At 66.6% G+C, this 23,185-nt stretch carries 15 protein-coding genes; 12 read left to right on the forward strand and 3 right to left on the reverse strand.

Annotation, left to right across the window (positions count from 1 at the left end; translation table 11 throughout):
- Positions 1–19 precede the first annotated feature (19 nt).
- The 12 genes from P3W85_RS12930 (at position 20) to P3W85_RS12985 (ending at position 17,996) form a co-directional block, all read left to right on the forward strand.
- Positions 20–2,626 (forward strand): type VI secretion system Vgr family protein, encoded by a 2,607-nt coding sequence (locus tag P3W85_RS12930; protein WP_276265072.1) that lies wholly within the window; start codon positions 20–22, stop codon positions 2,624–2,626.
- Positions 2,627–2,676: 50 nt separating this feature from the next.
- Positions 2,677–4,998: a T6SS effector phospholipase Tle3 domain-containing protein gene (locus P3W85_RS12935; protein WP_276265073.1), complete on the forward strand. Its 2,322-nt coding sequence runs from the start codon at positions 2,677–2,679 to the stop codon at positions 4,996–4,998.
- 101 nt (positions 4,999–5,099) lie between these two features.
- Positions 5,100–6,554 carry a hypothetical protein gene (locus P3W85_RS12940; protein WP_276265074.1) on the forward strand — a complete coding sequence of 485 codons (1,455 nt, stop codon included), beginning with the start codon at positions 5,100–5,102 and terminating at the stop codon, positions 6,552–6,554.
- A 79-nt stretch (positions 6,555–6,633) separates the two neighbouring features.
- Entirely contained in the window at positions 6,634–8,124 is a 1,491-nt protein-coding gene (locus tag P3W85_RS12945) for a hypothetical protein (protein ID WP_276265075.1), read from the forward strand.
- Between the two features lie 105 nt (positions 8,125–8,229).
- On the forward strand, positions 8,230–8,616 hold the full coding sequence (locus tag P3W85_RS12950) for a hypothetical protein (protein WP_276265076.1): 387 nt from the start codon (positions 8,230–8,232) through the stop codon (positions 8,614–8,616).
- Between the two features lie 90 nt (positions 8,617–8,706).
- Complete coding sequence (locus tag P3W85_RS12955; protein WP_035818270.1) at positions 8,707–8,967, forward strand: PAAR domain-containing protein; 261 nt, start codon at positions 8,707–8,709, stop codon at positions 8,965–8,967.
- Positions 8,968–8,996: 29 nt separating this feature from the next.
- Positions 8,997–9,503: a type VI secretion system lipoprotein TssJ gene (gene tssJ, locus P3W85_RS12960; RefSeq protein WP_276265077.1), complete on the forward strand. Its 507-nt coding sequence runs from the start codon at positions 8,997–8,999 to the stop codon at positions 9,501–9,503.
- A gap of 4 nt (positions 9,504–9,507) precedes the next feature.
- Positions 9,508–10,851, forward strand: a complete 1,344-nt coding sequence (gene tssK, locus P3W85_RS12965) for a type VI secretion system baseplate subunit TssK (protein WP_017230928.1) — start codon at positions 9,508–9,510, stop codon at positions 10,849–10,851.
- 41 nt (positions 10,852–10,892) lie between these two features.
- Positions 10,893–12,137, forward strand: coding sequence for a type VI secretion system protein TssL, long form (tssL, locus tag P3W85_RS12970; RefSeq protein ID WP_017230929.1), 1,245 nt, complete (start codon positions 10,893–10,895; stop codon positions 12,135–12,137).
- 108 nt (positions 12,138–12,245) lie between these two features.
- Positions 12,246–16,106, forward strand: a complete 3,861-nt coding sequence (tssM, locus tag P3W85_RS12975) for a type VI secretion system membrane subunit TssM (RefSeq protein WP_276265078.1) — start codon at positions 12,246–12,248, stop codon at positions 16,104–16,106.
- Complete coding sequence (gene tagF, locus P3W85_RS12980) at positions 16,085–16,825, forward strand: type VI secretion system-associated protein TagF (RefSeq protein WP_276265079.1); 741 nt, start codon at positions 16,085–16,087, stop codon at positions 16,823–16,825. The genes tssM and tagF overlap by 22 nt, the downstream gene beginning before the upstream one ends.
- On the forward strand, positions 16,812–17,996 hold the full coding sequence (locus tag P3W85_RS12985; RefSeq protein ID WP_276265080.1) for an OmpA family protein: 1,185 nt from the start codon (positions 16,812–16,814) through the stop codon (positions 17,994–17,996). Before tagF ends, P3W85_RS12985 begins: the two co-directional genes overlap by 14 nt.
- A gap of 87 nt (positions 17,997–18,083) precedes the next feature.
- Here the strand turns inward: P3W85_RS12985 and P3W85_RS12990 are convergent, their stop codons facing one another.
- The 3 genes from P3W85_RS12990 to P3W85_RS13000 form a co-directional block, all read right to left on the reverse strand.
- Positions 18,084–21,308: a CusA/CzcA family heavy metal efflux RND transporter gene (locus P3W85_RS12990; RefSeq protein WP_276265081.1), complete on the reverse strand. Its 3,225-nt coding sequence runs from the start codon at positions 21,306–21,308 to the stop codon at positions 18,084–18,086.
- A gap of 14 nt (positions 21,309–21,322) precedes the next feature.
- A complete protein-coding gene (locus P3W85_RS12995) occupies positions 21,323–22,618 on the reverse strand; it encodes an efflux RND transporter periplasmic adaptor subunit (protein WP_276265082.1) in 1,296 nt (431 codons plus the stop codon).
- A 19-nt stretch (positions 22,619–22,637) separates the two neighbouring features.
- On the reverse strand, positions 22,638–23,185 hold a 548-nt coding region (locus P3W85_RS13000), incomplete at its 5' end, for a TolC family protein (RefSeq protein WP_276265083.1).

The following is a 23,185-nucleotide window of genomic DNA, read 5'->3' on the forward strand; positions in this document are numbered from 1 at the left end:
CCTCTGAACGGAGCAAAAGATGTCCAGGCCCAATCCAGCGTCCGCCATCGCTCTGCGCCGATCGGCCACCGTCTCGGTCGCCAGCGCCGCCATCCCCGATCTGCTGGGCGTACCGCAGCTGGAGTTCGTGCGCGTCTGCGGCAAGGAAGCACTGAGCGAACTGTTCACCTATGACGTGTACCTGCGTGCCGTCTCCTCCGCGGCGGAACAGGCGCTGGCCGAGGCCGATCCGGACGCCATGCTCGGTCTTGAGATGACGGTATCGATCCAGCTGGAAGGCAGGGGCACCGGGCTGGCGGGCGGCATGGGGGCGGGGCACCGGGAGATCACCGGCGTGATCGCCGAAGTGGAGCAGATCGAGCGTGCCGACGACCGGCGCCTGTACCGCTTCACCCTGCGCCCCTGGCTCTGGCTGGGTACGCTCAACCAGGACTGGAAGCCCTTCCAGAACAAGACCGTCCTCGACATCCTGGACGACGTCTTCGAGCGCTACGCGTTTTCCGTGGACAAGCGCCTGGACATTGCCGCCTATCCCAAGCTCGAATGGGAAGTGCAGGCCGGTGAGTCCGATGCGCGCTTCGTGCAGCGCCTGACCGAAGAGTACGGGATCAGCTACTTCTTCGAGCATGACGGGGGACACCACCGCCTGGTGCTGGTGTCGGAGCTGGGGGCCTACCGCCGCTTCCATAGCAGCGCCTACCACACCCTTGCCGTGTATCCGCAGGGCTTCAAGATCGACGAGGAACACCTCTATCGCTTCGAGCCGGTCAACCGGCTGCGCACCGGCAAGGTCACCCTCAATGACTACGATTTCCGCCAGCCCCGCGCCAACCTGACCGAAGCCAACAGCCAGCCGCGCGATACCGGCCATGCGGAATTTGAGCGCTATGAGTATCCCGGTGACTATACGGCGCGCCAGGACGGCGACCGGCGCGCCCGCATCCGCATGGAGGAGCGGCGCGCCCGCGGCCGGCGCGCGCGCGGGGTGGGTGCCCTGCGCGGCGTGGTGCCAGGCTGCACCTTTACCCTCGTCAACCACCCCAATGCAGCGCTCAATCGCGAGCACCTGGTCACCAGCGCCTCGCTCGACCTGGAAGACAACGGCGGCGAGGCCGGCAGCAAGCAGCGCTATCGCTGCCGGGTGGAGTTCGACGCCCACCCCACCGACGAAGTCTTCCGCCCGCCACGTACCGTGGAGAAGCCGCGCATCGGTGGCCTGGTGCGTGCGGTGGTCACCGGGCCCAAGGACCAGGAGGTGTGGTGCAACGAATACGGCAGCGTCAAGGTCCAGCTCGAATGGGACCGCTACGGTCGGCGGAACGAACATAGCTCGCCGTGGGTCCGCACTGTCAACGGGTGGTCCGGCAACCAGTACGGCGCGATGCATATCCCGCGTATCGGCGAGGAAGTGCTGGTGGGCTTTCTCAACGGAGATGCCGACCGCCCCTTTATCGTGGGCAGGGTGACCAACCAGCTCAATATGCCGCCGTGGGCGTTGCCGGGGCAGCACGCGCTGTCCGGCTTCCGCGGCAAGGAGCTGTTCGGGCAACGCTCGGGCCACGTGCTGGTGGATGACAGCAAGGAGCAGATCCAGGCGCAGATAGCGTCCGATCACCAGACATCGCAGCTCAGCGTGGGCTACCTGACGGGGATCTTCGGCAACGCGGGGCGGCAGGACAAGCGCGGCGAGGGCTTCGACCTGCGCACCGACGGGCAAGGCGCCGTGCGCGGCGGCAAGGGCCTGCTGTTGAGCGCTGACCCGCAGGACGGCGCCAAGGGCGGCCACCTGGATCGCGCCGGCCTGATCGACTGCATGGGCACCGCGCATGAGACCGCCAGATCATTGGGCGAGTACGGCGCGGCCCACGAAGGGCACGGCACCGACGCCGGTCCGCAGGAGGCGCTGGCCAAGGCCGTCAAGGAATGGGACGCGGGCGCCAACAACCACAAGGACGCCCCCGGCGCGGGCGGGCAACCGGTGCTGGCGGCGTACGCGCCGGCCGGCATTGCCGTTGCCACGCCCAAGGCGCTCACCACCTATGCGGGCAAGCATCTCGACACGGTCGCCAAACTCAACCAGCAGCTGACCGCCGGGCAGAAGTTTGTGGTCAACGCCGGCACGGGCATCGGCCTGTTTGCGCATGGCGGGGACCTGCGCGCCATTGCCCACCGGGGCGAACTGCTCCTGCAGGCTCAGAAGGCGGGCATCACCCTCAATGCGCATGGCGACGCCGTCTTCACGTCGACCACGGGCGATCTGGTGTTCAACGCAGGCAAGAACATCGTCCTGATGACCGCCGACGGCGCGGGCATCCGCATCGGCGGCGGCAAGGTGGAGATCTTCGGCCCCAGCGGCGTGCTGCTGCACACCGCGGACTACGACATGCTGGGCCCGGCCAGCCTGACCGGGCCGCTGCCGCAATTCTCCAGCGGCGACGCCGGCCGGGCGTTCCAGTTCGTGCGCAAGGCCGATGGCGAGCCCATTGCCAACGTGCCGTACTCGCTCCTGCGGGCGGACGGCAGCGCGGCCGAAGGCGAAGTCGATGGCAGCGGGAAGACGCCGCTGGACAGCGCGGATCGGATTGAAGCCGTGACGGCGCACTTCCGCCGCCCGAAGCTCTTCTGAGCGCAGCCCCCATGACCACGTGATTGCTTGAACAAGGAAGCCAGACAGACATGAGCGTATCCACCTATTTCAATCCGCGCGCCGGCGTCATCGCCAGCGCCACGGATATCTATACGCCGGCCAAGCACTGCCGCAGGGTCGAGTTCAACGCGCTGCCGGGCATCATCATCTTCGTGCACGGGGTCAACTCCATGGGCGAATGGTTCGCGGCGAGCGAGGAGGGGCTATGCAAGGGCCTGAACCAACGGCTCAAGCGGACATCCGCCGACCCCGACGACCGCTGGGACGTGGGCGGCCTGCTGCAATCCGCGGAATACAGCCCGGAGCTGACGCCGCAAGGCTACCTGACCCGGGTCGGCGCCGATGCCTTTGTCAGCCGGGAGGAGAACAGTCCGGTCATCCGCTTCCGGTGGGGCTATACCGCCGCCAAAGCCGACTTGAAGAATGTCGGCCCCGATATCCTGCTCGACGAGAACAACGCCTGGGGCGGCGGCCCCTTCGCCAATGGCTGCAGCGCCTTGCCGGATCTGTGGAGCAACGGCACGATCACCGACATCTTCGCGGGCCTGCAGGTCGAGTACCTGAACACCGAGACGAGCCGTCTCGTCTACAACTGCCCGGCGCGCCACTACGGCGCCCACGCCGCCTGGCGCCTGGCGGCGCTGGTGGCGCATATCCGGCAAAAGCATGAGAAGGAGAACGGCAAGGCATGCCCGGTGACCGTGGTGTGCCACAGCCAGGGCAATATGGTCGGCATGGCCTCGGCGTTCATCGGCAAGCACAAGTTCGGCGGCAAGGGGGTGGCCGACACCTATGTGCTGGCCAATCCGCCCTACAGCGTGCTGGCCAGCGCCGCCGACAACTTTGTCCAGTTCGATGCCGAGAACGACCTGGGCCGGGTGACCGTCCATGCGCGGCGCCAGACCCTCGACAAATTCTTCGAGATCGTGGGCAAGCAGGAGTGCAATCACGCCAGCCCGGCCTGCGTCAACGGCCTGATGAGCAATGTCAAGGCCAGGCCGCCATGGGACGCGGTCGAGGACCGCGCGCAATACCCCACGCAGAAGCGTGTCTTCCTCTATGCGAACCCGCACGACCAGGTGATCTCCGTGTCCACGGTGCTGGGGCTGGGGTGGCTTGGCTTGTCTCCCGAGGTGCTGGCCAGCACGGACGACGACATGAAGTCCGCCGCGGGTACGCGGGGGGAGCCGCCCTTTGCCTTCAGCCACGCGGAAGGGGTGCTGTTCCAGCGCATCTGGGCGCAGGGCGATCCCAAGAAGCCGGCCTTCAAGGTCGGCGACAAGCCCGGCGTGTTCTGCTACTACAACCAGGGCATTCCCGGCGCCGCGTCCCCGATCCAGGGTGCCGGCCGCTTCTGGTTCCGCAAGCCGCTGGCGCTGCGCTTTCACGTGAGGCGGGTATGGGACGACGAGCGGAAGAGCCTGGGCGGAAAAGTCGGGGCGACGATCCTTGGCGGCCTCTATCAGCTGACTTTTGGCGCCGTGCATCTGCTGACCATGGGCAAGTATGGCTTCATTCCCGTCAACGCCGATCCGCCGAAGGGCTGGAAGGTCAATGTCAACGCGCCGGCGGTGCCCAATCCCATCGAGCCGCGCACCATCCGCCTGTATCACGCCCAGGAAGACCCCACCGGGCAGCAGCCGGCGGATGACGGCCAAGTGCCCAAGGCCGGCACCGTCAGCGGGGTATTCAACCAGGGCCCGGAATCCCACACCGATGCGCTCAACCCCGCCGGACGCAGCAACGACGTGTACGACGCCCATCGCGAGAAAGGGCAGGGCGATGCGGCGTACGAGAGCGAAGCCGCGCTGCGCTACGAGCACAACGCCGGCGTACGCCAGCTGGCGCGCCGCAAGGCCGGCGATCCGCACGAGGAGGCGATTGGGCAAATGCACAAGGACGGCGATCTCTCCGATGCGCGCTTCGAAGCGTTCCGTGAATTCGACGCGGAGAAACGGAGGTATTTCCTGCGGGAGGCCAGGGATCTGAATGCCACCAACCATTCCACCATCCTGACCAATGCGGAGCACAGCGAGCGGGTGCTGGCCTATGACGTGAATGTGGGCGTCTGCATGATGCCGAGGGAGCAGATGAACTGGCTGCGGCGGTTTGCGGATTGGCGGTACTGCAATTCGAAGGACGAGGATATGAAGGAGTGGAGTTGGTACTACGGGACGGGAAGGATCGCGGGTGACAGGTTGGAGAAACGGGACGACTACAAGGTTGAGGTTCCCGGGACAATCGGCATCGACACAGAGCGCGCCGATACCAAGTTCTCGCAAACGCCCGCCAAGTACCACGTGCAGCGGCCTACCGAGCATGACCCCATCTTCGGGCGCGAACGCCAATGACCAAAAATCTAGACCTTCGTCGCACCACGTCCTGCGGGCTAGCTGTTGTAGCCGTAGCCGTGGCTGCAATCCTTCTCACCGCTTGTTTTTCCGGAAAATCCATGTCCAAGTACTACCGCGAACCGACGCCGTATCCGTTAGCGCCGCGCACAGCCGTCGCAACCGGCCCGAACGCACCCGTGGCCTACGTGATGGGCATCCAGTGGGTCAATCCGTTGCTGTGGCGCGACTACCCCACTCACTGGAATCTGCTGTGGGTACAGGGCATGGCGGAGCGCAATCCGTCGGACACGGACAACATGGAACTGAAACTGGGGGATGTGGTGGGGAATCTAGTAGATCCCTTTGAAGCGGTGTGGCAGGACTCCAATCCCAACCCGACCTATTACCACCCGCTACTGGACCTGATCCGCCCGCCACTGTACGCGCTGGGTTACCACTACGCGGTCAACTCCAAGTACTTCTATTCCATCAGCAAGGGCACCAACCGGCCAGATTTTGCTGATGTGCAGGTGTTTGCTGGCATACCGCTCGCGTGGATTGATACGCCGACCTATATCTCGGAGAAGAACAGATATCGTAACGGCAGTGACCGGTTGGCACAGCATATTCGCCTTGGCATGCCGGCGCCGGCGATTCTGGCCGAGAACGAGGAGCATGCCGATGCGCGCATGCATGACTACCTGGTCAAGATGTATGAGGATGATGGGGAGCCCCGGCGCGGACTTGGTCACGACGATGAAATGGTAATCGGCCGCCCGACCTTCACCCTGCGTGCAGCGCGGCGGCTGTTCACCAGCGAGATCTACGGCGAAGCGGAGGCGATGGACTTGGAGGCCTACCCGGAAGCCAAGGTGCCGAACGTCACGATGAAGGCGGGGGCGGAAACGGTGGGCTTCTACGACCTGAAGGAAGCCATCGCCTACCTGAACGCCAACCCGCGGAAGACGGTGTGGGTGTACACCATGGACGCGCCAAACTACCCGCTGGGCAAGCAAACCAATGAAAACTCCGCACTGCTGATCCTGTCGCACCCGAGCGCCGACTGGGGCTACGCCCCGCTGGCGGCGCTCTACGCCCCGCAGCAGCACCGGGGTGGCATCGGCCACAAGGCGGCGACGCCGGGCGGGGCGTGGACCGGCCTGCTGCAAACCGCGCAGGAGCAGGCTCCGGCAGGGCACCCGGTGCGCCGTCTCTATCACGACGTGGATCGCCGGGACGCCAACGTCAACACATTGCTCGCGCCCTTGCGCACGGCGGTGCATCAGCACTGGCCGGACCTGGACCAGTTGAAGGATTTCCGCAGCGTCTCCGAGCACATGGTCGGCCCGGCCCGCGCCGCCAGCGTCGGCGTGAACGTGGCGCAGGCCACGGCCTATGTGGACCACACAGGTAACAGCGCGGTGGTGGCCAGCGCCACGGACCCCAGCGATGCGTGGTCGGTGCTGGTGGGGCCGCCACCGGGCTGGGTCAAGCGCGAGCCGGTCAAGACGTGGCCGCGGGCGCGGGGCCGGACGAGTGCGTACCTGCCGTGGTTCGGCAGGCGGATGGATTAAGGGGGAGCAACGCATGCCGACACCGGGAAGCCGCCCCCTGATTGCGACCGCTGCGCGCATCGCTCTTGCCGTCATGGCCATGGCGCTGGGTGCCTGTGCCTCGGGAAAATCCATGTCCAAGTACTACCGCGAACCGACGCCTTATCCATTGGCGCCACGCACAGCCGTCGCGACCGGCCCGAACGCGCCCGTGGCCTATGTGATGGGCATCCAGTGGGTCAACCCGTTGCTGTGGCGTGACTACCCTACGCACTGGAATCTGCTCTGGGTCCAGGGCCTGGCGGAGCGCAATCCGTCGGACACGGACAGTATGGAGTTGAAGCTGGGCGATGTGGCGGGAACGCTGGTCAACGGTTTCAATCCGGTGTGGAAGGACTCCAATCCGAATCCGACCTACTACCATCCGCTGCTGTATCTGATCCGTCCACCGCTGTACGCACTGGGTTACCACTACGCGGTCAATTCCAAGTACTTCTACTCCATCAGCAAGGGCACCAACCGGCCGGATTTTGCCGATGTGCAGGTGTTTGCTGGCATACCGCTCGCGTGGATTGATACGCCGACCTATATCTCGGAGAAGGACAGATATCGTAACGGCAGTGATCGCTTGGCCGAACAAGTTGACTTTGGCATGCCGGCCCCCGCAATTCTCGCGGAGAATGAGGAGCATGCTGATGCGCGCATGCATGACTATCTGGTCAAGACGTATATGGGCTATAGCGGTCGGCCGGAGCGAGGGCTGCCACACGACGACGAAATGGTAATCGGCCGCCCGACCTTCACCCTGCGTGCAGCGCGGCGGCTGTTCACCAGCGAGATCTACGGCGAAGCGGAGGCGATGAGCCTGAAGCTGTACCCGGAAGCCAAGGTGCCGAACGTCACGGTGAAGGCGGGGGCGGAAACGGTGGGCTTCTACGACCTGAAGGAAGCCATCGCCTACCTGAACGCCAACCCGCGGAAGACGGTGTGGGTGTACACCATGGACGCGCCCAACTACCCGCTGGGCAAGCAAACCAATGAAAACTCCGCACTGCTGATCCTGTCGCACCCGAGCGCCGACTGGGGCTACACGCCGCTGGCGGCGCTCTACGCCCCGCAGCAGCACCGGGGCGGCATCGGCCACAAGGCGGCGACGCCGGGCGGGGCGTGGACCGGCCTGCTGCAAACCGCGCAGGAGCAGGCTCCGGCAGGGCACCCGGTGCGCCGTCTCTATCACGACGTGGATCGCCGGGACGCCAACGTCAACACATTGCTCGCGCCCCTGCGCACGGCGGTGCATCAGCACTGGCCGGACCTGGACCAGCTGAAGGACTTTCGCAGCGTCTCCGAGCACATGGTCGGCCCGGCCCGCGCCGCCAGCGTCGGCGTGAACGTGGCGCAGGCCACGGCTTATGTGGACCACACGGGCAACAGCGCGGTGGTGGCCAGCGCCACGGACCCCAGCGATGCATGGTCGGTGCTGGTGGGGCCGCCGCCGGGCTGGGTCAAGCGCGAGCCGGTCAAGACGTGGCCGCGGGCGCGGGGCCGGACGAGCGCGTACCTGCCGTGGTTCGGCAGGCGGACGGATTGACATGACGCGCGCGCTCGCTTGCACGCTCGCATTGGAAACCACAAGCAACCAGACAGGAGAATTCAGGCGATGACGAAACCCAGACGATGCAAGCCGCTTCTTGCGGTGGCGGTGATCCTGCAGTTTGCCGGGCAGGCCAGGGCCGATATCACATCCTTCCAACTGCAGGAACTGCAGATGCAGGCCCAATTGCAGACGGTAAAGACGATCGCGGTCATGCTGGGCATCGCCGAGGGGTGCGCCCAGGTGCATCCGGCGCTGCGTACGGATGTCGATCAACGCTATGGCGCGATCGGCATGGACGAAGAGCTGAAAGGGCAGATGCGAACGGTCATTGCAGCGTGCATGGACAAAAGCAAGGCACCCGGTCTCGAACAATGCCAGCAGCTTGTTCAACGCGTGAATCCGCCATTGGGCGATGACGGCCTGGGCGTCTTCTTCGAAGTGGCCAGGCCTATGCGGGCGCTGGCCATGGTGGAGCCGTGCGAGTAGTGCCCGACGCGCCGCCCAGCCATTGCCGCCATGTCCTGACGCTTAGCCCTGGCAGGCGCCGCTTGCCAAATTTCTCGGAGTCAAACCGATATGTCCAATTCCATCGCCACTGTTGGCGATCTCCATACCCATGGCGGTGTCATCCTCTCCGGCTCCCCCAATCGAAGGATCAATGGGCGTCCCATTGCGCGCAGAGGAGATATGGTGAGCTGTCCGCTGCATGGGCCCAATGTCATCGAACAGGTCATGGGCCTGTTCAAAGTCGATGGCGAAGACGGCGCTGCAACTGGCGACAGAACGCGCTGCGGCGCGGTGCTGATCGGGTCCGCACCCGCGCGGGTGAGCCGATGAGCGTGCGGACGTTGCCGACAGGACGAACGATGGCTGGCGCCGTCCGCCCGCTTGGGCTGGCGCTCGCCTGTGCGCTGCTTTGCGCCTGTTCCACCATGCCGGCGCAGCCGGAGCAGATGAAACTGGAGCTGGCGCTGGAGGCCAGGCCCACCGTCAATCCCGACGAGGCCGGCAAGGCGGCGCCGGTGCTGGTGCGCGTCTATGAACTCAAGACGGAGAGTGCGTTCGCCAATGCCGATTATTTCTCGCTGGACAAGTCCGACCGGCAGTTGCTGACGCAGGACCTTCTGGTGCGCGACGAGTTCATCCTGCGGCCGGGCGAGCAACGCGCCATCACACGCAAGCTGAACGCGGATACCACCGCGCTGGGTGTCCTGGTGGGCTATCGGGATCTGGGAAAGGCAACGTGGCGGCTGGTGTACAAGCTGCCGCCGGCGCCGGAAGCGGCTTGGTATCGCGCGGCCATTCCGGCGCGCAAGGTCAGGCTGCAGGTGCTGCTGGACCAGCAAGCCATTACAGTTTCCAAACCGGATTAAGAGCATGAGCTGGTATAACAAAGTGGTCTGGAGCGAGGGCTTGTTTTTGCGCCCGCAGCTATTCCAGCAACAGGAACGCTATATCGAGCACTACGCGCACAAGCGTAGCGCGCCGCTGACGCCGTTTTTCTGGGGATTCCATCATTTCGCCATCGATTCGGAAGCGCTCGCGCTGGGAAAACTGGTGCTGTCTTCCGCGGCCGGCCTGTTCCAGGATGGCACTCCATTCGACGCGCCCGCGCATGCCGGCTTGCCGGCGCCGCTGGCTGTGCGCCATGAGCACCTGAACGGGATCATCTGCCTGGCGGTGCCGATCCGCTCGCCGAATGCGGAGGAGACGAACTTTGCCGACGCGGCCGACTCGCTGGCGCGCTACCGCGTGTTCGACGAGAGCCTGCCGGACGTCAACTCGATTGCGCAGGGACCCAGGCTCGTGCAGTTGGCGGACCTGCGCATGCGCCTGATGGGCGAGAACGAGCTGGGCGACGCATGGCTGGGCCTGCCGCTGGCGAGGGTGACGGAGATCGCGGCTGACGGCAGCGTGCGGCTGGATGCCGAACTGATTCCACCCGTCAACGTGTACACCGCCAGCAGTCGCTTGCAGACATGGCTCGCGGAACTGCACAGCCTGCTGCGAATGCGCGCCGAGGCGACCGCAAAGCGGATGGCCGCCGCCACGGCGAGGGGTGGCGATGCCGCCGAAATATCGGAGTACCTGATCCTGCAATTGCTGAATCGCTACGACGCGATCCTCGCGCATCTGCTGGAGGCGCAGGCGGCTTCGCCCGAGGCGCTGTACGCGCATCTCACGGCATTGGCAGGAGAGTTGTCCACCTTTGTCCGCACCGACACACGGCGGCCGTTCAAGCACAAGCCATACCGGCATGGGACACCCCACCTGTGCCTGAAGCCCGTGGTGGATGACCTGCGCATGTTGCTCAATGTGGTGCTGGAGCGCGCTGCGCAGCAGATCGAGCTGCTGGAGCAGGGACACGGCCTGCGGGCGGCGGTGCTGGAACCAGGCGAGATCGCGCAGTTCAGCGCGTTCGTGCTGGCGGTAGCGGCCAGGATGCCGGCCGATCTGCTGCAGCAGACCTTCCCGGCGCAAGCCAAGCTGGGTCCGTCGGAGCGGCTGAACGAACTGGTCGGTTCACACTTGCCGGGCATTCCGCTGCAATCCCTGCCCGTGCCGCCCCGGCAGATTCCGTACCACGCGGGCTATGTCTATTTCGAGCTCAGGCAAGACCATCCCTTGTGGGAGCAGGTGGCACGCCACGGCGGCCTGGCGTTGCACGTTGCCGGGGTCTTTGACGACTTGCGCATGGAGCTTTGGGGGGTGCGGCAATGAACGGAAACCCGAGATCCACAGGCGGCACGGATGCGCTGGGAATGCAGGACGCTGACGCAACGGCCACGGCTGAGCCGCCAGTCGCCACGCCCGCGCCGAAAGCGAAGCCCAGGCTGCCTCCGCGCAGGAGCGTGGAGGAGCGGGCGCAGCGTTGCCTGAAGTCGGAAAACCCGCTGCTGGCTGCCGCGATGCCGTTGCTGCGCGCGATGACCGACCTGCCTGCGTTGCTGCGCCAGGACCAGAAGGCGACGCTGAAGACCATGCTGGTGGAGGCCGTGCTGGAGTTCCAGGCGGTGTGCGAGCGCCTCGATGTCCGGCGCGACCATATGCTCGCGGCGAGCTATAGCCTGTGCACGGCACTGGATGAAGCGGTGATCCGCCAGCCCTGGGGCGGCACCGGCTGGGCGGTCAACAGTCTGCTGATTCAAGTGCACGGCGATACCGGTGGCGGCGTGAAGGTGTTCCAGTTGATGGGGCGGCTGGTTAAAACGCCAAACGAGCATATCGACGTGATCCAGTTGATGTACCGGCTGATTTCGCTGGGCTTTGTCGGGCGCTATGCGGGACAGACCGACGGCCCCAGGACCCTGGAGACGCTGCGTCAGCAGTTGTATGGCCTGATCGCCACGGCGCGGGGCAATGTGCCGCACGAGCTATCGCCGCACTGGCGAGGCGAGACCGAGGGCCGCTTCGGCATGTTGCGAACGGTGCCGGTCTGGGTCAGCTGGTCGGTGATGGCGCTGGTCGTGTTCGGGGTGTTCTCCTGGAACAAGTATCAGCTGATGCAGAAGGCGGCCGCACTTGAACAGTTGATCCTCTCCATCGGCAAGGATGTTCCCGCGCCTCCCGAGCCGCGCGCGACGTTGCGGCTCGCCGAACTGCTGAAGCCGGAGATCGCCCGCGGCGTGGTGAGCGTGCGCGAGGACAGTACGAGCAGCGCCGTCACCTTCCGTGGCGACGATATGTTCGGCGGTGGCAGGGCGGAAGTCAGCGCGCGCATGCTGCCGTTGCTGGACAAGGTGGCGGCCGAGATCGCCAAGGTGAGTGGCAAGGTGACGGTGATCGGGCATAGCGACAACATGCCCATCCGCACGGCGAAGTTCCCTTCCAACCAGGCCCTGTCCGAGGAGCGCGCCGCTACCGTGACCGAGTACCTGGCGGGCCGGGGCGTGGCGAAGGGCCGCCTGGAGGCCATCGGCAGGGGCGACACGGCGCCGCTGACGGACAACAGGACGCCTGCAGCGCGCGCGCAGAACCGGCGCGTCGAGATCGTGGTGACGCAGTAACCGGCGCTATCCGCATGGGCCACCAAGGCTTGGGCGTGACCGCCCGGGCGCGCCCGAATCGCGCAGGCAGCGGCTGCAGGGCTGTCGCGCAGGAACGGAAATCAAGATATGGAATTCATGAAACGGATGGCCGGTGCGCTGGCCTCTCGGTACGTGCTGGCGCTGGTGGCATTGCTCCTGGCCGCCGCCGCAGTCTGGTTTGTCGGGCCGCTGCTGGCGTTCGGCGGCATGCAGCCGCTGGCCGGCGCAGGAATGAGGGTGACCGTGATCCTGTTGCTGCTGGGCCTGGTAGTGTGTCTGCTACGGGGCTTTACGGTGTCCGTCGTCGGCATGGTGGCGCTCTGCCTGCTGATCTGGCATGCCGGGCCGCTGTTCGCCTTTGGCGAGCGGCGTCCGCTTGCGCCGGTGGAGGTCCGCGTGACGCTGATATCGGTCATTGCACTCGGATTCATTGCGTACTGGCTGTTCCTGATATGGCGGAAGGCGCAGGCCGAGGAGCACTTCGTCAGGATGCTGCTCAGTTTTGGCAAGGGGAGCAAGGAGCAGGTCGCCAAAGCGGAGATCGCACAGCTCAACGACGCCATTCTGGCCGCGCTGGCGCAGCTCCGGGGCATGCGCACCGGCTCGGGCCTGGGCCGGCTGTTTGAAGGGCGGCGCTATCTGTATGAGCTTCCCTGGTACATGACGGTGGGCGCGGCCGGGGTTGGCAAGACCACAGCCTTGCTCAATGCCGGCCTTCAGTTTCCGCTCGCCGGGCAGATGGGCAAGGCTGCTGGCGCGCGCAGCGGCACCGCATTCACGGACTGGTGGTTTACCAATGAGGCAGTGCTGATCGACACCGCGGGCCGCTACACCAGCCATGCGTCCAGCCCGGACCTCGATGCGGCGGAGTGGAAGGGATTCCTCGGCTTGTTGAAACGGTATCGCGCACGCGCACCCGTCAACGGCGTGCTGGTCACCATCAGCGCGCAGGATCTTCTCAGCAACTCTGCCGAGGAAGCGGCGCTGGAGGCTGCCGCCATTCGCGCGCGCCTCGAGGATCTCAGGCAGGACCTTGGCATTCGTTTCCCGATCTATGTGGTGGTGACCAAGCTCGACACCATTCCCGGGTTCGAGCCGTATTTCCGTGCGCTGACCAGCGAAGCCAAATCCCAGCCTTGGGGTTTCACCTTGCCGTACGGCAACAAGGGCGGGCGGCGCGAGGATGCGCAGGACCTTGCCGCGCAATGCCGGGCACAGATGGAAGCGCTGGTCCGCCGCGTGGAGGGCACGGTGGACCGCCGGCTCCTGGAGACGTTCGACGCGCAGCAGATGCAAGCCATGCACAGCCTGGTCGAGGACTTTTCCTTTCTGGCGGTTCCGGCCATGGAGATGGTGGAACGGATTTTTCTCGACTCCCGCTTCGACGGCACACAGCACAAGCCAATGCTGCGCGGCGTCTACTTCACCAGCGCCGCCCAGACCGGCGAGGTGGCGCTAGCCGACACGGACCACCTGATCCACCGCCTCCTGTCGGCGACGGGTAGCAGCGAGCAGGCGGCGGGCGCGGCCGACGCCGGTGCCGACGCCAGGGAAGCGGCGATCTCCCGGATCGTGACCGGTAACAGCAGCTACTTCCTGCGCGACGTCTTTCACCGCGTGGTGGTGCCCGAGGCGCACCTCGTCCGCCCGAACCTGCGCTGGGAGTTCCGCTTCCGCCTGATGCGCACGGTAGCGCATGTCATGGGCGCGCTGCTGGCCGTCTGGCTCCTGGCGGCATTCGTCGAAAGCACGCGCCGCAACAGCGACTACCTGCACGTGGTGGCGGACAAGGCGCGCGCGCTGATCACGCAGTATGCGGCCTACGTCAAAGCGCCGCGCGCCGAATCCATGCCAGCCGTGCTGGCGGCGGGCTCCGAACTGGCCGCATATCCAGGGCTCGTGCTGTCGGAGCCCGCGCTGCCATGGCGCTACGGCATGTACGCGGCGCCCTTGCCGGTTGCGGCGGCCAGCCAGGTCCATGCAAGGCTTCAGGACAGGCTGCTGGTGCCGCATATGGTGAAGCGGATCGAAGCCGTCCTGCAGACGGCGGTGGCGCAGCGCGACGCCAAACGCACCTACGACACCCTGCGCGTCTACCTCATGCTCCACGAGAAAGACAAATTCAACGCGCGCGACGTCTGGCACTGGGTCCAGGACGACTGGGCCAAGGGCGGCGGCGCGGAAGCCGCCGGCGGCCGCGTGGCGATCCTCGGCCAGCTCGAGGCCTTGCTCGATGGCAGCCGCTCGGTACAGGCGAACTCGGCCCGGAATGAAGAACTGATCCACTCGGCAAGGGCGTTCCTGGACGGCAATACCTCGACGGAGCGCCTGTACGAGAGGGCCAAGGCCGCGATGGCGGCCGAGGCGCCGCAGGATTTCACGCTGATGCGGGCCGTGGGGCCACAGGCCGGCACCTTGTTCGTGCGTGCCAGCGATGAGCCGCTGGAGCGCGGAGTCGCCGGCCTGTTCACTTATGCGGGCTATCACGAGTTGTTCAACGCGAGGCTGCCGGAGTTCGTGGCGGTCGCACAGGCGCTGGATGCCTGGGTGATGGGGCGCGAAGCGAGGCCGGCCGCTCAAAAAAAAACGCTTGAGGGCATGTCGGAAGAGCTTGCCGGCAATGATCCGCTGACCCAGGAAATCCGCCGCCTGTACCTGAACGAGTACGCGAGCCGGTGGGAAGCGTTTCTTGGGGATATCCGCGTGGTGACGGGCAACAACCTTGCATTCGACCTGGAGATCCTGCGCAACTTCGCGGCGCCCGATTCTCCGCTGGCGCGGCTGGGTCGTGCGGCGGTGCGGGAGACCACCTTGAGCCAGACGCTGGAGCCGGAGGATAAGTCGCTGGCGGACAAGGCCTTGTCCGCGCTGGAGCGCAAGACCGGCCTGGGCGGTCTCGCGGCTCGCGCCGAGGGGCGCCAGGAACGGGAGGCCGTGGACAACCGCTTTGCCGCGCTGCGCGAGGTGGTGACGGGGCAGGCCGATACGCAGAAGGCCGGTGCGGCGGCGCAGGCGGCGGCCGGCAAGCCGCAACTCGATGCCATCGCCGGCATGGTCAATGCCTACTACACCACGCTGGTGGTGGCCAGCAATGCTTTGCAGACGCGCAACCTGCCGCCGCCGAGCGAGGCGGGGGCGCAGTTGCGCATGGAGGCCGCCAAGCTGCCGGCGCCGTTCAAGGCGGTGCTCAACGATCTGGTGGTCCAGGGCACGCGCGCCGTCAACAAGGGCGCGGGCGATATCCTCGTCGCGCGCATGGATGCGGTGATCGGCGAGAGCTGCCGCAGCGCCATCGATGGCAAATATCCTTTCAGCCCGGGCTCGGCGCGCGATGTCGATCCGGATGACTTTGCCCGCATCTTTGCCGCCGGCGGCGTGCTGGACGACTTCTTCCAGAAGGTGCTGGCACCCCATGTGGATACCACCATCTCGCCCTGGCGCTACACGCTGTCCGCACCCGATGTGCCGCCGCTTGCCGGCCCGAGCCTGGTGCCGTTCCAGCGCGCCAAGGCGATCCGGGAGGTGTTCTTCCGTGAGCCGGGCGCCAGCAGGATGGCGTGGAAGGTGGATCTGAAGGTGGTGGCGCTTGACCCGGAAATCGTCGAGCTGAATCTGGATTTCGACGGGCAGAGCCAGCGCTACGTCCATGGTCCCGTGGTGCCGCTGAAGGTAAGCTGGCCCGGGCCGCGCGGCGGGCATGGGGCGGAACTCGCCGCCAGCCCGAAGATTCGGCCGGAGACTTCCACGCTTTCCGCCAGCGGGCCGTGGGCGCTGATGCGTGTCATTGCCAAGGGCAAGCTGGCGGGTTCGGCAAGTGCCAGCCATTTTTCCGCCGAATACGACTTCGATGGGCGCAAGGCAACGCTGGACATCAACACCGGGAGCCTTGCCAATCCCTGGACGACGGGGTTGTTGCAGGGTTTCCAGTGTCCGGCGAGGTCGGGGTGATCAGCGCGCCGTCCATTTTCGGCAAGGTGCCGGCGCAGGGGGATTTCATCCGGCACAACGCTTCGCTGGCACAGGTGGACGCATGGCGCCAATGGTTCGGCGCGGCGGCCGGACAGCCGTGCCGGCCGGGCAGGCATGCTGGCGAACCGCTCTATTTCCTGCTCGGCGCCCGTCCCATGGCGTTTCCCGGCCATGACTTCCTGCTCGGCGTGCTGGTGGCTTCCCGCGACAGGGTGGGGCGGCCGTATCCGATGGCGATCTGGCAGCGCGCCAATGCCGCCGGCCTGGCGCCTTACCTGCGTGCCCCGGCCGCCTGGCTGTCCGGGGTGGCGCAGATTGCCGCCCGGCACGCGGGCCAGCCCGTGGCGGAACCGCTGGCCGGGGAGGTGGTGGCGAGTTGGGAGCGGCACCGCTTGCCTGCGCGTCCGGCCTGGCCCGCCATTGCGGCCAGGATGGCGGATCGCGTCGTGGCGACGATACCCGCCGACTGGCCGGGCTATGGCATGGGAACCCCCGCGGCTTTACGCGTCGACTGGCCGGCATCCCTGTATCGGCCGGGTACGGCCGGGTGCTGCTGGCAGGCAGGTTCGGACCGGGTAGTGCATCTGCGTGACGCAGCCATGCTGGGGCAGCTCATTGGTGGCCTGTGGGCGGAGTCGGCACAGGTGGGCAACGGCAAGCGCGGTTCTGGAATGGGAGTGGCAAATGAACAACGTTGATGCGCAAGCGCGCAGTTCGCAGTTGCTGAGGCTGGCGCAGCCGGTGCTGTGCGTGCTCGATGAACTGGTTCCGGCGCTGGAATCGGCAGCGCGGCTGGATCGTTTGCAAAGCCAGGCCAGGGAACGCCTGCGCGCGTTCGAGCAGGCCGCGGCCGGACTGGATCGCAACGAGGTGCACGTGGTCCATTACTGCCTGTGCGCTGCGCTGGACCAGGCCGGAAGCCGGCTGACCGGCAGGTCGAACGGGCTGCGCGGTGCCTGGCTGCAGCATGGCCTATTGCTGGAATGCTATGGCGAGCATGGCGCGGGCAGGCATTGCCGCGCACTCATCGCCGGCCTGCTGGGAGACCCGGGGGCGCATGCGGATGCGCTTCAGGTGGTGTCCTACCTCGCCGCGCGCGGACTGGCCGATGAGCAAGGCGTGCCCTTGGGGGGCCGGGTCGCGGCGCCACGATCGGCTCCGCCAATGCCAATGCCAATGCCAATGCATGAGCCCGCACGCCTGCCGCTCATGCCGTCCCGGACGGATATCGAGGTTCCGACTCCGCTGCGCGAAAGACGGGCAAAGACCGTCATCTGGCGCGGGACCCTGATGTGGATGGTGCTGGCGCTTGTTGTCGCGGGCGGCCTGGCATTGTTGCAGTACCGGCAATATGTCAGCGAGAAGGACTTGGCGAGGAAGGTGGATAGCCTGATGGCGCTGAACGCGGCGCTGGAGCTTGCCCCCATCCAACGTATCGCTGCGCAACTGGCTGCGCAAACCGCTCCTGGGGCGTTGAGCTTGCTGTTGCGGGAGGATCGCCTGCATATCGCCATCGATGATGAACTGGCCTTCGCTACCGGCAAAGTCGAACTTTCGCTGGCGCAGATGCCGTTGCTGGATAAGGTCGCGATGCAGCTTGCCGGCAGTCCGGGCACGGTGACGGTGATCGGGCATAGTGATGCCACGCCTTCGGTGCGTGAGGGCCGGCTCTCGAATCTTGCGCTGTCGGAAGCGCGCGCGCTGGCAGTGGCGCGTTACCTGCAAAGCCGTGGCGTGGCGCCAGGCCGGATCCGGGTGATCGGCCGCGCCGACGCGCAGCCGCTTGCGGACAATGACAACGCCGCCGGGCGCGCAAAGAACCGCCGCGTGGAAATCGTGCTGGCGCCACCCGGCTCCTGGCTGCAATAGGGCGAGGCCGCCTTGGCTGCGGGAGCGGCAAGCCGTCCCGCAGCCGCAAGCCCCGGCAATCGCCTTCGGGCTCGACTGCGGCCAGCGTCAGCCGTTTGGCAATACCGGTGCGACGGCCGCGCTATCCGCCTGGGGTTCGTTGCCGCTTTCATCTTCCGCGCCGGCCCCGGCCTCATCCCGCCGGTGCGCCAGCCGGTACAGCACCGGCAGCACCAGCAAGGTCAGCGCCGTGGACGACAGGATGCCCCCGATCACCACGGTGGCGAGCGGCCGCTGCACCTCGGCCCCGGTCCCGGTGGCAATGGCCATCGGGATAAAGCCGAGCGAGGCCACCAGCGCGGTCATCAGGACCGGGCGCAGGCGGGTCAGGGCGCCGGTGTGGATGGCTTCGTCGAGCGGCTTGCCTTCCTCGCGCAGGCTGCGGATGAAGGAGAGCATCACCAGCCCGTTGAGCACGGCGACGCCCGACAGCGCGATGAATCCCACCGCCGCCGAGATCGACAGCGGGATGCCGCGCAGCCACAGCGCCAGGATGCCGCCGGTCAGCGCGAACGGGATGCCGGTGAAGACCAGCAAGCCGTCGCGCACGTTGCCGAACATGGCGAACAGCAGCACGAACACCATCAGCAGCGCCACCGGCACCACGATCTGCAGCCTGGTGGCGGCCGACTGGAGCTGCTCGAAGGTTCCGCCCCAGGTGACCCAGTAACCGGTGGGAATCTTCACCTGGCGATCGAGCGCTGTCATGGCCTCGGGCACGAAGGTGCCCACGTCGCGCCCGCGCACGTTGGCGCTGACCACGATGCGGCGCTTGCCGTTCTCGCGCGAGACCTGGTTGGGGCCGGGCGCGAGCGTCAGGGTTGCGACTTCACCCAGCGGGATATAGCTGGCGGGCGCGGCTTCGCCGCCGCGCGCGGCGGCGCCCTTCGGCAGGGGAATCGGCAGGCGCCGCAGTGCTTCCACATCGGCACGGATGCCTTCGGGCAGCCGCACGCCGATATTGAAGCGGCGGTCGCCCTGGAAGAAGATGCCGGCGTCGCGCCCGCCCACGGCGATGGCAACGGTGTCCTGCACGTCGGTCATATTGAGCCCGTAGCGCGCCGCGCGGGCGCGGTCCACGTCCACCGTGAGCACCGGGAGGCCGCTGGTCTGCTCGATCTTGACCTCCGCCGCGCCGGGGATGGCCTGCAGCACGCCGGCGACCTTTTGCGCCGTGTCTTCCAGTACCGCGTTATCGTCGCCGAAGATCTTCACGGCAACGTCGCTGCGCACCCCGGAGATCAGCTCGTTGAAGCGTAGCTGGATCGGCTGCGAGAACTCGAACTTGTTGCCGGGGATGGTCTCGAGTTCGGCTTCCATCTCGGCCAGCAGTTGTTCGCGCGATTTGCCGGGGTCGGGCCATTTGCCCCGGGGCTTGAGCATGATGTAGCCGTCGGACGCATTGGGCGGCATCGGATCGGAGGCGATCTCCGCGGTGCCGGTGCGGGCGAAGACGCGCTCGATCTCCGGAAACCTCTCCTTCAGGCGTGTCTCGATCTGCTGCTGCATGGCCAGCGACTGGGTCAGGCTGGTGCCGGGAATGCGCAGCGCCTGCACGGCGAAGTCGCCTTCGTTCAGGTTGGGGATGAACTCGCTGCCAAGGCGCGTCGCCACCAGCCCGCTGAGCAGCACCGCCACGGCGGCAAAGGTGAGCACCACCGGCGTATTGGCAATGGTCCTGCCCAGCAGCGGCGCATAGGCGCGCCTGGCCCACAGCATCAGGCGGTTCTCTTTCTCCGCCACCTTGTCGCCGATGAACAGCGCCACCGCCGCCGGCACGAAGGTCACCGACAGGATCATCGCGCCGATCAGCGCCAGCACCACCGTCATCGCCATCGGATGGAACATCTTGCCCTCCACGCCGGTCAGCGCAAAGATCGGGATGTAGACGATCATGATGATGAGCTGGCCGAAGATCAGCGCGCGGCGTGCCTCCCTGGAGGCGGCAAAGACTTCGTGGAAGCGTTCGCTGCGCGTGAGCGGCCGGCCGTGCTGATGCTGGGCGTGGGCCAGGCGGCGCACGCAGTTCTCCACGATCACCACGGCGCCGTCGATGATGATGCCGAAGTCCAGCGCGCCCAGGCTCATCAGGTTGGCGCTGATCTTGTACGTCACCATGCCGGTGAAGGTGAACAGCATGGAAAGCGGGATCACCAGCGCGGTGATGATGGCCGCGCGCAGGTTGCCGAGGAACAGGAACAGGATCACGATCACCAGGATCGCGCCCTCGACCAGGTTCTTCTTGACGGTGGCGATGGCGCGGTCCACCAGCACGGTGCGGTCGTACACGGTGACGGCCTTGACGCCGGCCGGCAGCGAGCGGTTGATGGCCGCCATGCGCTGGTCCACCGCTTGCGAGACGGCGCGGCTGTTCTCGCCGATCAGCATGAACACCGTGCCCAGCACCACCTCGCGGCCGTTGTCCGTGGCGGCGCCGGTGCGCAGCTCGCGGCCAATCCCCACGTCCGCCAGGTCGCGGATGCGGATCGGCTGGCCTTGCGCGCTGCCGACGATGATCTCGCGGATATCGTCGACGGACCTGACCTGCCCCGGCGCGCGCACCAGGTACTGCTCGCCGCGCCGTTCGATATAGCCTGCGCCCACGTTGGCGTTGTTCTTCTCCAGCGCGGCCACCACGTCCTGCAGGCTCAGGCCATAGGAGGCCAGCCGTTCCGGGCTGGGCGCCACCAGGTACTCCTTGGCGAAACCGCCGATGGAGTTGATCTCGGTGACGCCGGGCACGGTGCGCAGTTGCGGCTTGATGACCCAGTCCTGGATCTCGCGCAGGTCGGTGGGGGTGTAGGGCGTGCCGTCGGCCTTCTTCGCGCCGTCCTCGGCTTCCACCGTCCACAGGTAGATCTCGCCGAGCCCGGTCGAGATCGGGCCCATCTGGGGCGCGACGCCGGCGGGCAGGTTCTGCGCGGCCTCCTGGATGCGCTGGTTGACCAACTGGCGCGCGAAGTAGATATCGGTGCCGTCCTTGAAGATCACCGTCACCTGCGACAAGCCGTAGCGCGATAGCGAGCGAGTCTGCTCGAGGCCGGGCAGGCCGGACATCGCGGTTTCGATCGGGTAGGTGACGCGCTGCTCGGTTTCGAGCGGCGAATAGCCGGATGCCGAGGTGTTGACCTGCACCTGCACATTGGTGATGTCGGGTACGGCGTCGATGGGCAGGCGGCTGTAGTTGTAGATGCCCAGCGCGGCCATGGCGCACACGGCCAGCAGCACCAGCCAGCGCTGCTCGATGGCAAAGCGGATCAGTCGTTCGAACATGATGGAGTCTCCGCTCAGTGGCTATGCTCGGCGCCGGCCTTGCCCAGCTCGGCCTTGATCACGAAGCTGTTGCCCGCCACGTATTGCGCGCCGGCCTTCAGGCCTTCGGTAATCTCGACCAGCTTGCCGTCGCTGCGGCCGGTCTTGACCGGCTGCGCCTGGAAGCCGCCCGGCACGGCAACGAACACCACCTGCTTCTCGCCGTCGCTTTGCAGCGCTTCGCTTTCGATCACCACCGCTGCCTCGGCGCTGGAGTCGGTTACGCCCACGGTAACGAAAAGGCCCGGCCGCCATGCCATCTTGGGGTTGGGCAGGGTAACGCGGGCAGTGGCGGTGCGCGTTTGCTGGCCCAGCAGGGAACCTACGTAGGACACCTTGCCCTCGGCCTTGCCGTCGAAGGCGGTGGAGGCGATCCTGACCGTTTCGCCCACGCGCACCCGATCCAGGTCCTTGGGCGCGATCACGAACTCGGCCCATACCGTGCTGAGGTCGGAGATGATGAAGACGTTGGCGTCGGCCGCCACGGCTTCGCCCAGCGCCAGGTGCTTTTCCACCACGGTGCCGTCGAAGGGCGCGCGCAGCTCGAACCGGTTGAGCGCGCGGGCGTTGCCGGCATTGCCGCTGGCGCCGATGGCGGTCAGCTTCTGCGTGGCATTCTGCGTGGCGATGCGGGCCTCCTGCAGCGCGGTGCGCGCCGCCAGGTAGTCCTGCTCGGCGGAGATCTTGTCCTCCCACAGCTTTTTCTCGCGCTGGAAGGTGGATTCGGCCAGTTCCAGGCGCTTTTGCGCGGCCAGCAGTTCGCTGCGCTGGTCCGACAGCGCGGTGCTGGCCAGCACCGCCAGCAGCTCGCCCTTTTTCACCTGTTGGCCCAGGTTGGCGGATACGCCCTCCACCACGCCGGCCACGCGCGGCACCACATGGGCGGTGCGGTCCTCGTTGAAGCGGATCTCGCCGGGGAAGGACACCATGCCTTCGATGCGTGCCGGGCCCGCCACGCGCAGCGTGAGGCCGGCCGCCTGGATCTGCTCGCGCGTCATCTCGACGTGGCCTTCCTTCTCTTCCTTTCCTCCGGCCTCGTGATGCTCATGGTCGCCGTGCGCGGGGGCGTCGTCATGCGCCGCGCCGGCCGGGCTGCCGTGATGCTCGCCGTCGCCGTGGGCCGCGGCTTCGCGATGCGCGCCGCTTGCCGGTGCGGCTTCTGCCGCGCCGTCGCCGCTGCCGCGCCCGGCGAAAATCAGTCCCGCCGCGGCGATAGCGCCGCCGGCCAGGATGACGGCGATGCTGGTTTTCTGTTTGCTGTTCATTGCCATGATGGAATTCCTTGTGGCGCTAGCGGCCGAGAATGCGGTCGATGGTGGTGGCGGCCTGGTAGGCGCTGGCGACCACGCCGAGGTAGCGGATACGCGCCTGGAACCAGGTGCGCTGCGCGTCGAGCACGTCGAGGAAATTGAACTTGCCGGCCTCGAAGCCCCGCGTGGCGGCCTCGAAGGCTTGCTGGGCCGCAGGCAGCACGGTGCTCCTGAGCGCCTCGGCCGAGGCGCGGGATACAGTGAGCTGGCGCGCCGCCTGTTGCAGCTCTCCGGCCAGCCGCACCTGGGTGGCGCGGTATTCGTCGGCGGCCTTGTCGGCCTGGCGCTTGGCGGCGTAGAGATTGCCCTGGTTGCGGTCGAACAGCGGCAATGGCAGCGCGATGCCCACCACGGGCATGGTGCCGCGATCGGAACCGTTGTCGCGCTTGCCGCCAAGGCTGACGGTCAGGTCCGGATACTGGCGGCTGCGTTCCACGCCGATGATGGCCTGGCGCCGCTCCAGTTCCAGCCGGCGGCTGGCCAGTTCGGGCGCGCCGTCCAGCGCCAGCGCCAGGCTGGCGCCGTCGG

It is taken from the genome of Cupriavidus basilensis (assembly GCF_029335485.1).
In the GTDB taxonomy this organism is placed as follows: domain Bacteria; phylum Pseudomonadota; class Gammaproteobacteria; order Burkholderiales; family Burkholderiaceae; genus Cupriavidus; species Cupriavidus basilensis_E.

Excerpts from the sequence above, each read along its gene's own strand:
- P3W85_RS12955 (WP_035818270.1), top strand. The coding sequence starts at position 8,707 with ATGTCCAATTCCATCGCCACTGTTGGCGATCTCCATACCCATGGCGGT.
- P3W85_RS12990 (WP_276265081.1), bottom strand. The coding sequence starts at position 21,308 with ATGTTCGAACGACTGATCCGCTTTGCCATCGAGCAGCGCTGGCTGGTG.
- P3W85_RS12995 (WP_276265082.1), bottom strand. The coding sequence starts at position 22,618 with ATGGCAATGAACAGCAAACAGAAAACCAGCATCGCCGTCATCCTGGCC.
- P3W85_RS12945 (WP_276265075.1), top strand. The coding sequence starts at position 6,634 with ATGGCGCTGGGTGCCTGTGCCTCGGGAAAATCCATGTCCAAGTACTAC.
- P3W85_RS12940 (WP_276265074.1), top strand. The coding sequence starts at position 5,100 with ATGTCCAAGTACTACCGCGAACCGACGCCGTATCCGTTAGCGCCGCGC.
- tssL (WP_017230929.1), top strand. The coding sequence starts at position 10,893 with ATGCAGGACGCTGACGCAACGGCCACGGCTGAGCCGCCAGTCGCCACG.
- P3W85_RS12985 (WP_276265080.1), top strand. The coding sequence starts at position 16,812 with ATGAACAACGTTGATGCGCAAGCGCGCAGTTCGCAGTTGCTGAGGCTG.
- P3W85_RS12935 (WP_276265073.1), top strand. The coding sequence starts at position 2,677 with ATGAGCGTATCCACCTATTTCAATCCGCGCGCCGGCGTCATCGCCAGC.
- P3W85_RS12930 (WP_276265072.1), top strand. The coding sequence starts at position 20 with ATGTCCAGGCCCAATCCAGCGTCCGCCATCGCTCTGCGCCGATCGGCC.
- tssJ (WP_276265077.1), top strand. The coding sequence starts at position 8,997 with ATGGCTGGCGCCGTCCGCCCGCTTGGGCTGGCGCTCGCCTGTGCGCTG.
- tssM (WP_276265078.1), top strand. The coding sequence starts at position 12,246 with ATGGAATTCATGAAACGGATGGCCGGTGCGCTGGCCTCTCGGTACGTG.
- tssK (WP_017230928.1), top strand. The coding sequence starts at position 9,508 with ATGAGCTGGTATAACAAAGTGGTCTGGAGCGAGGGCTTGTTTTTGCGC.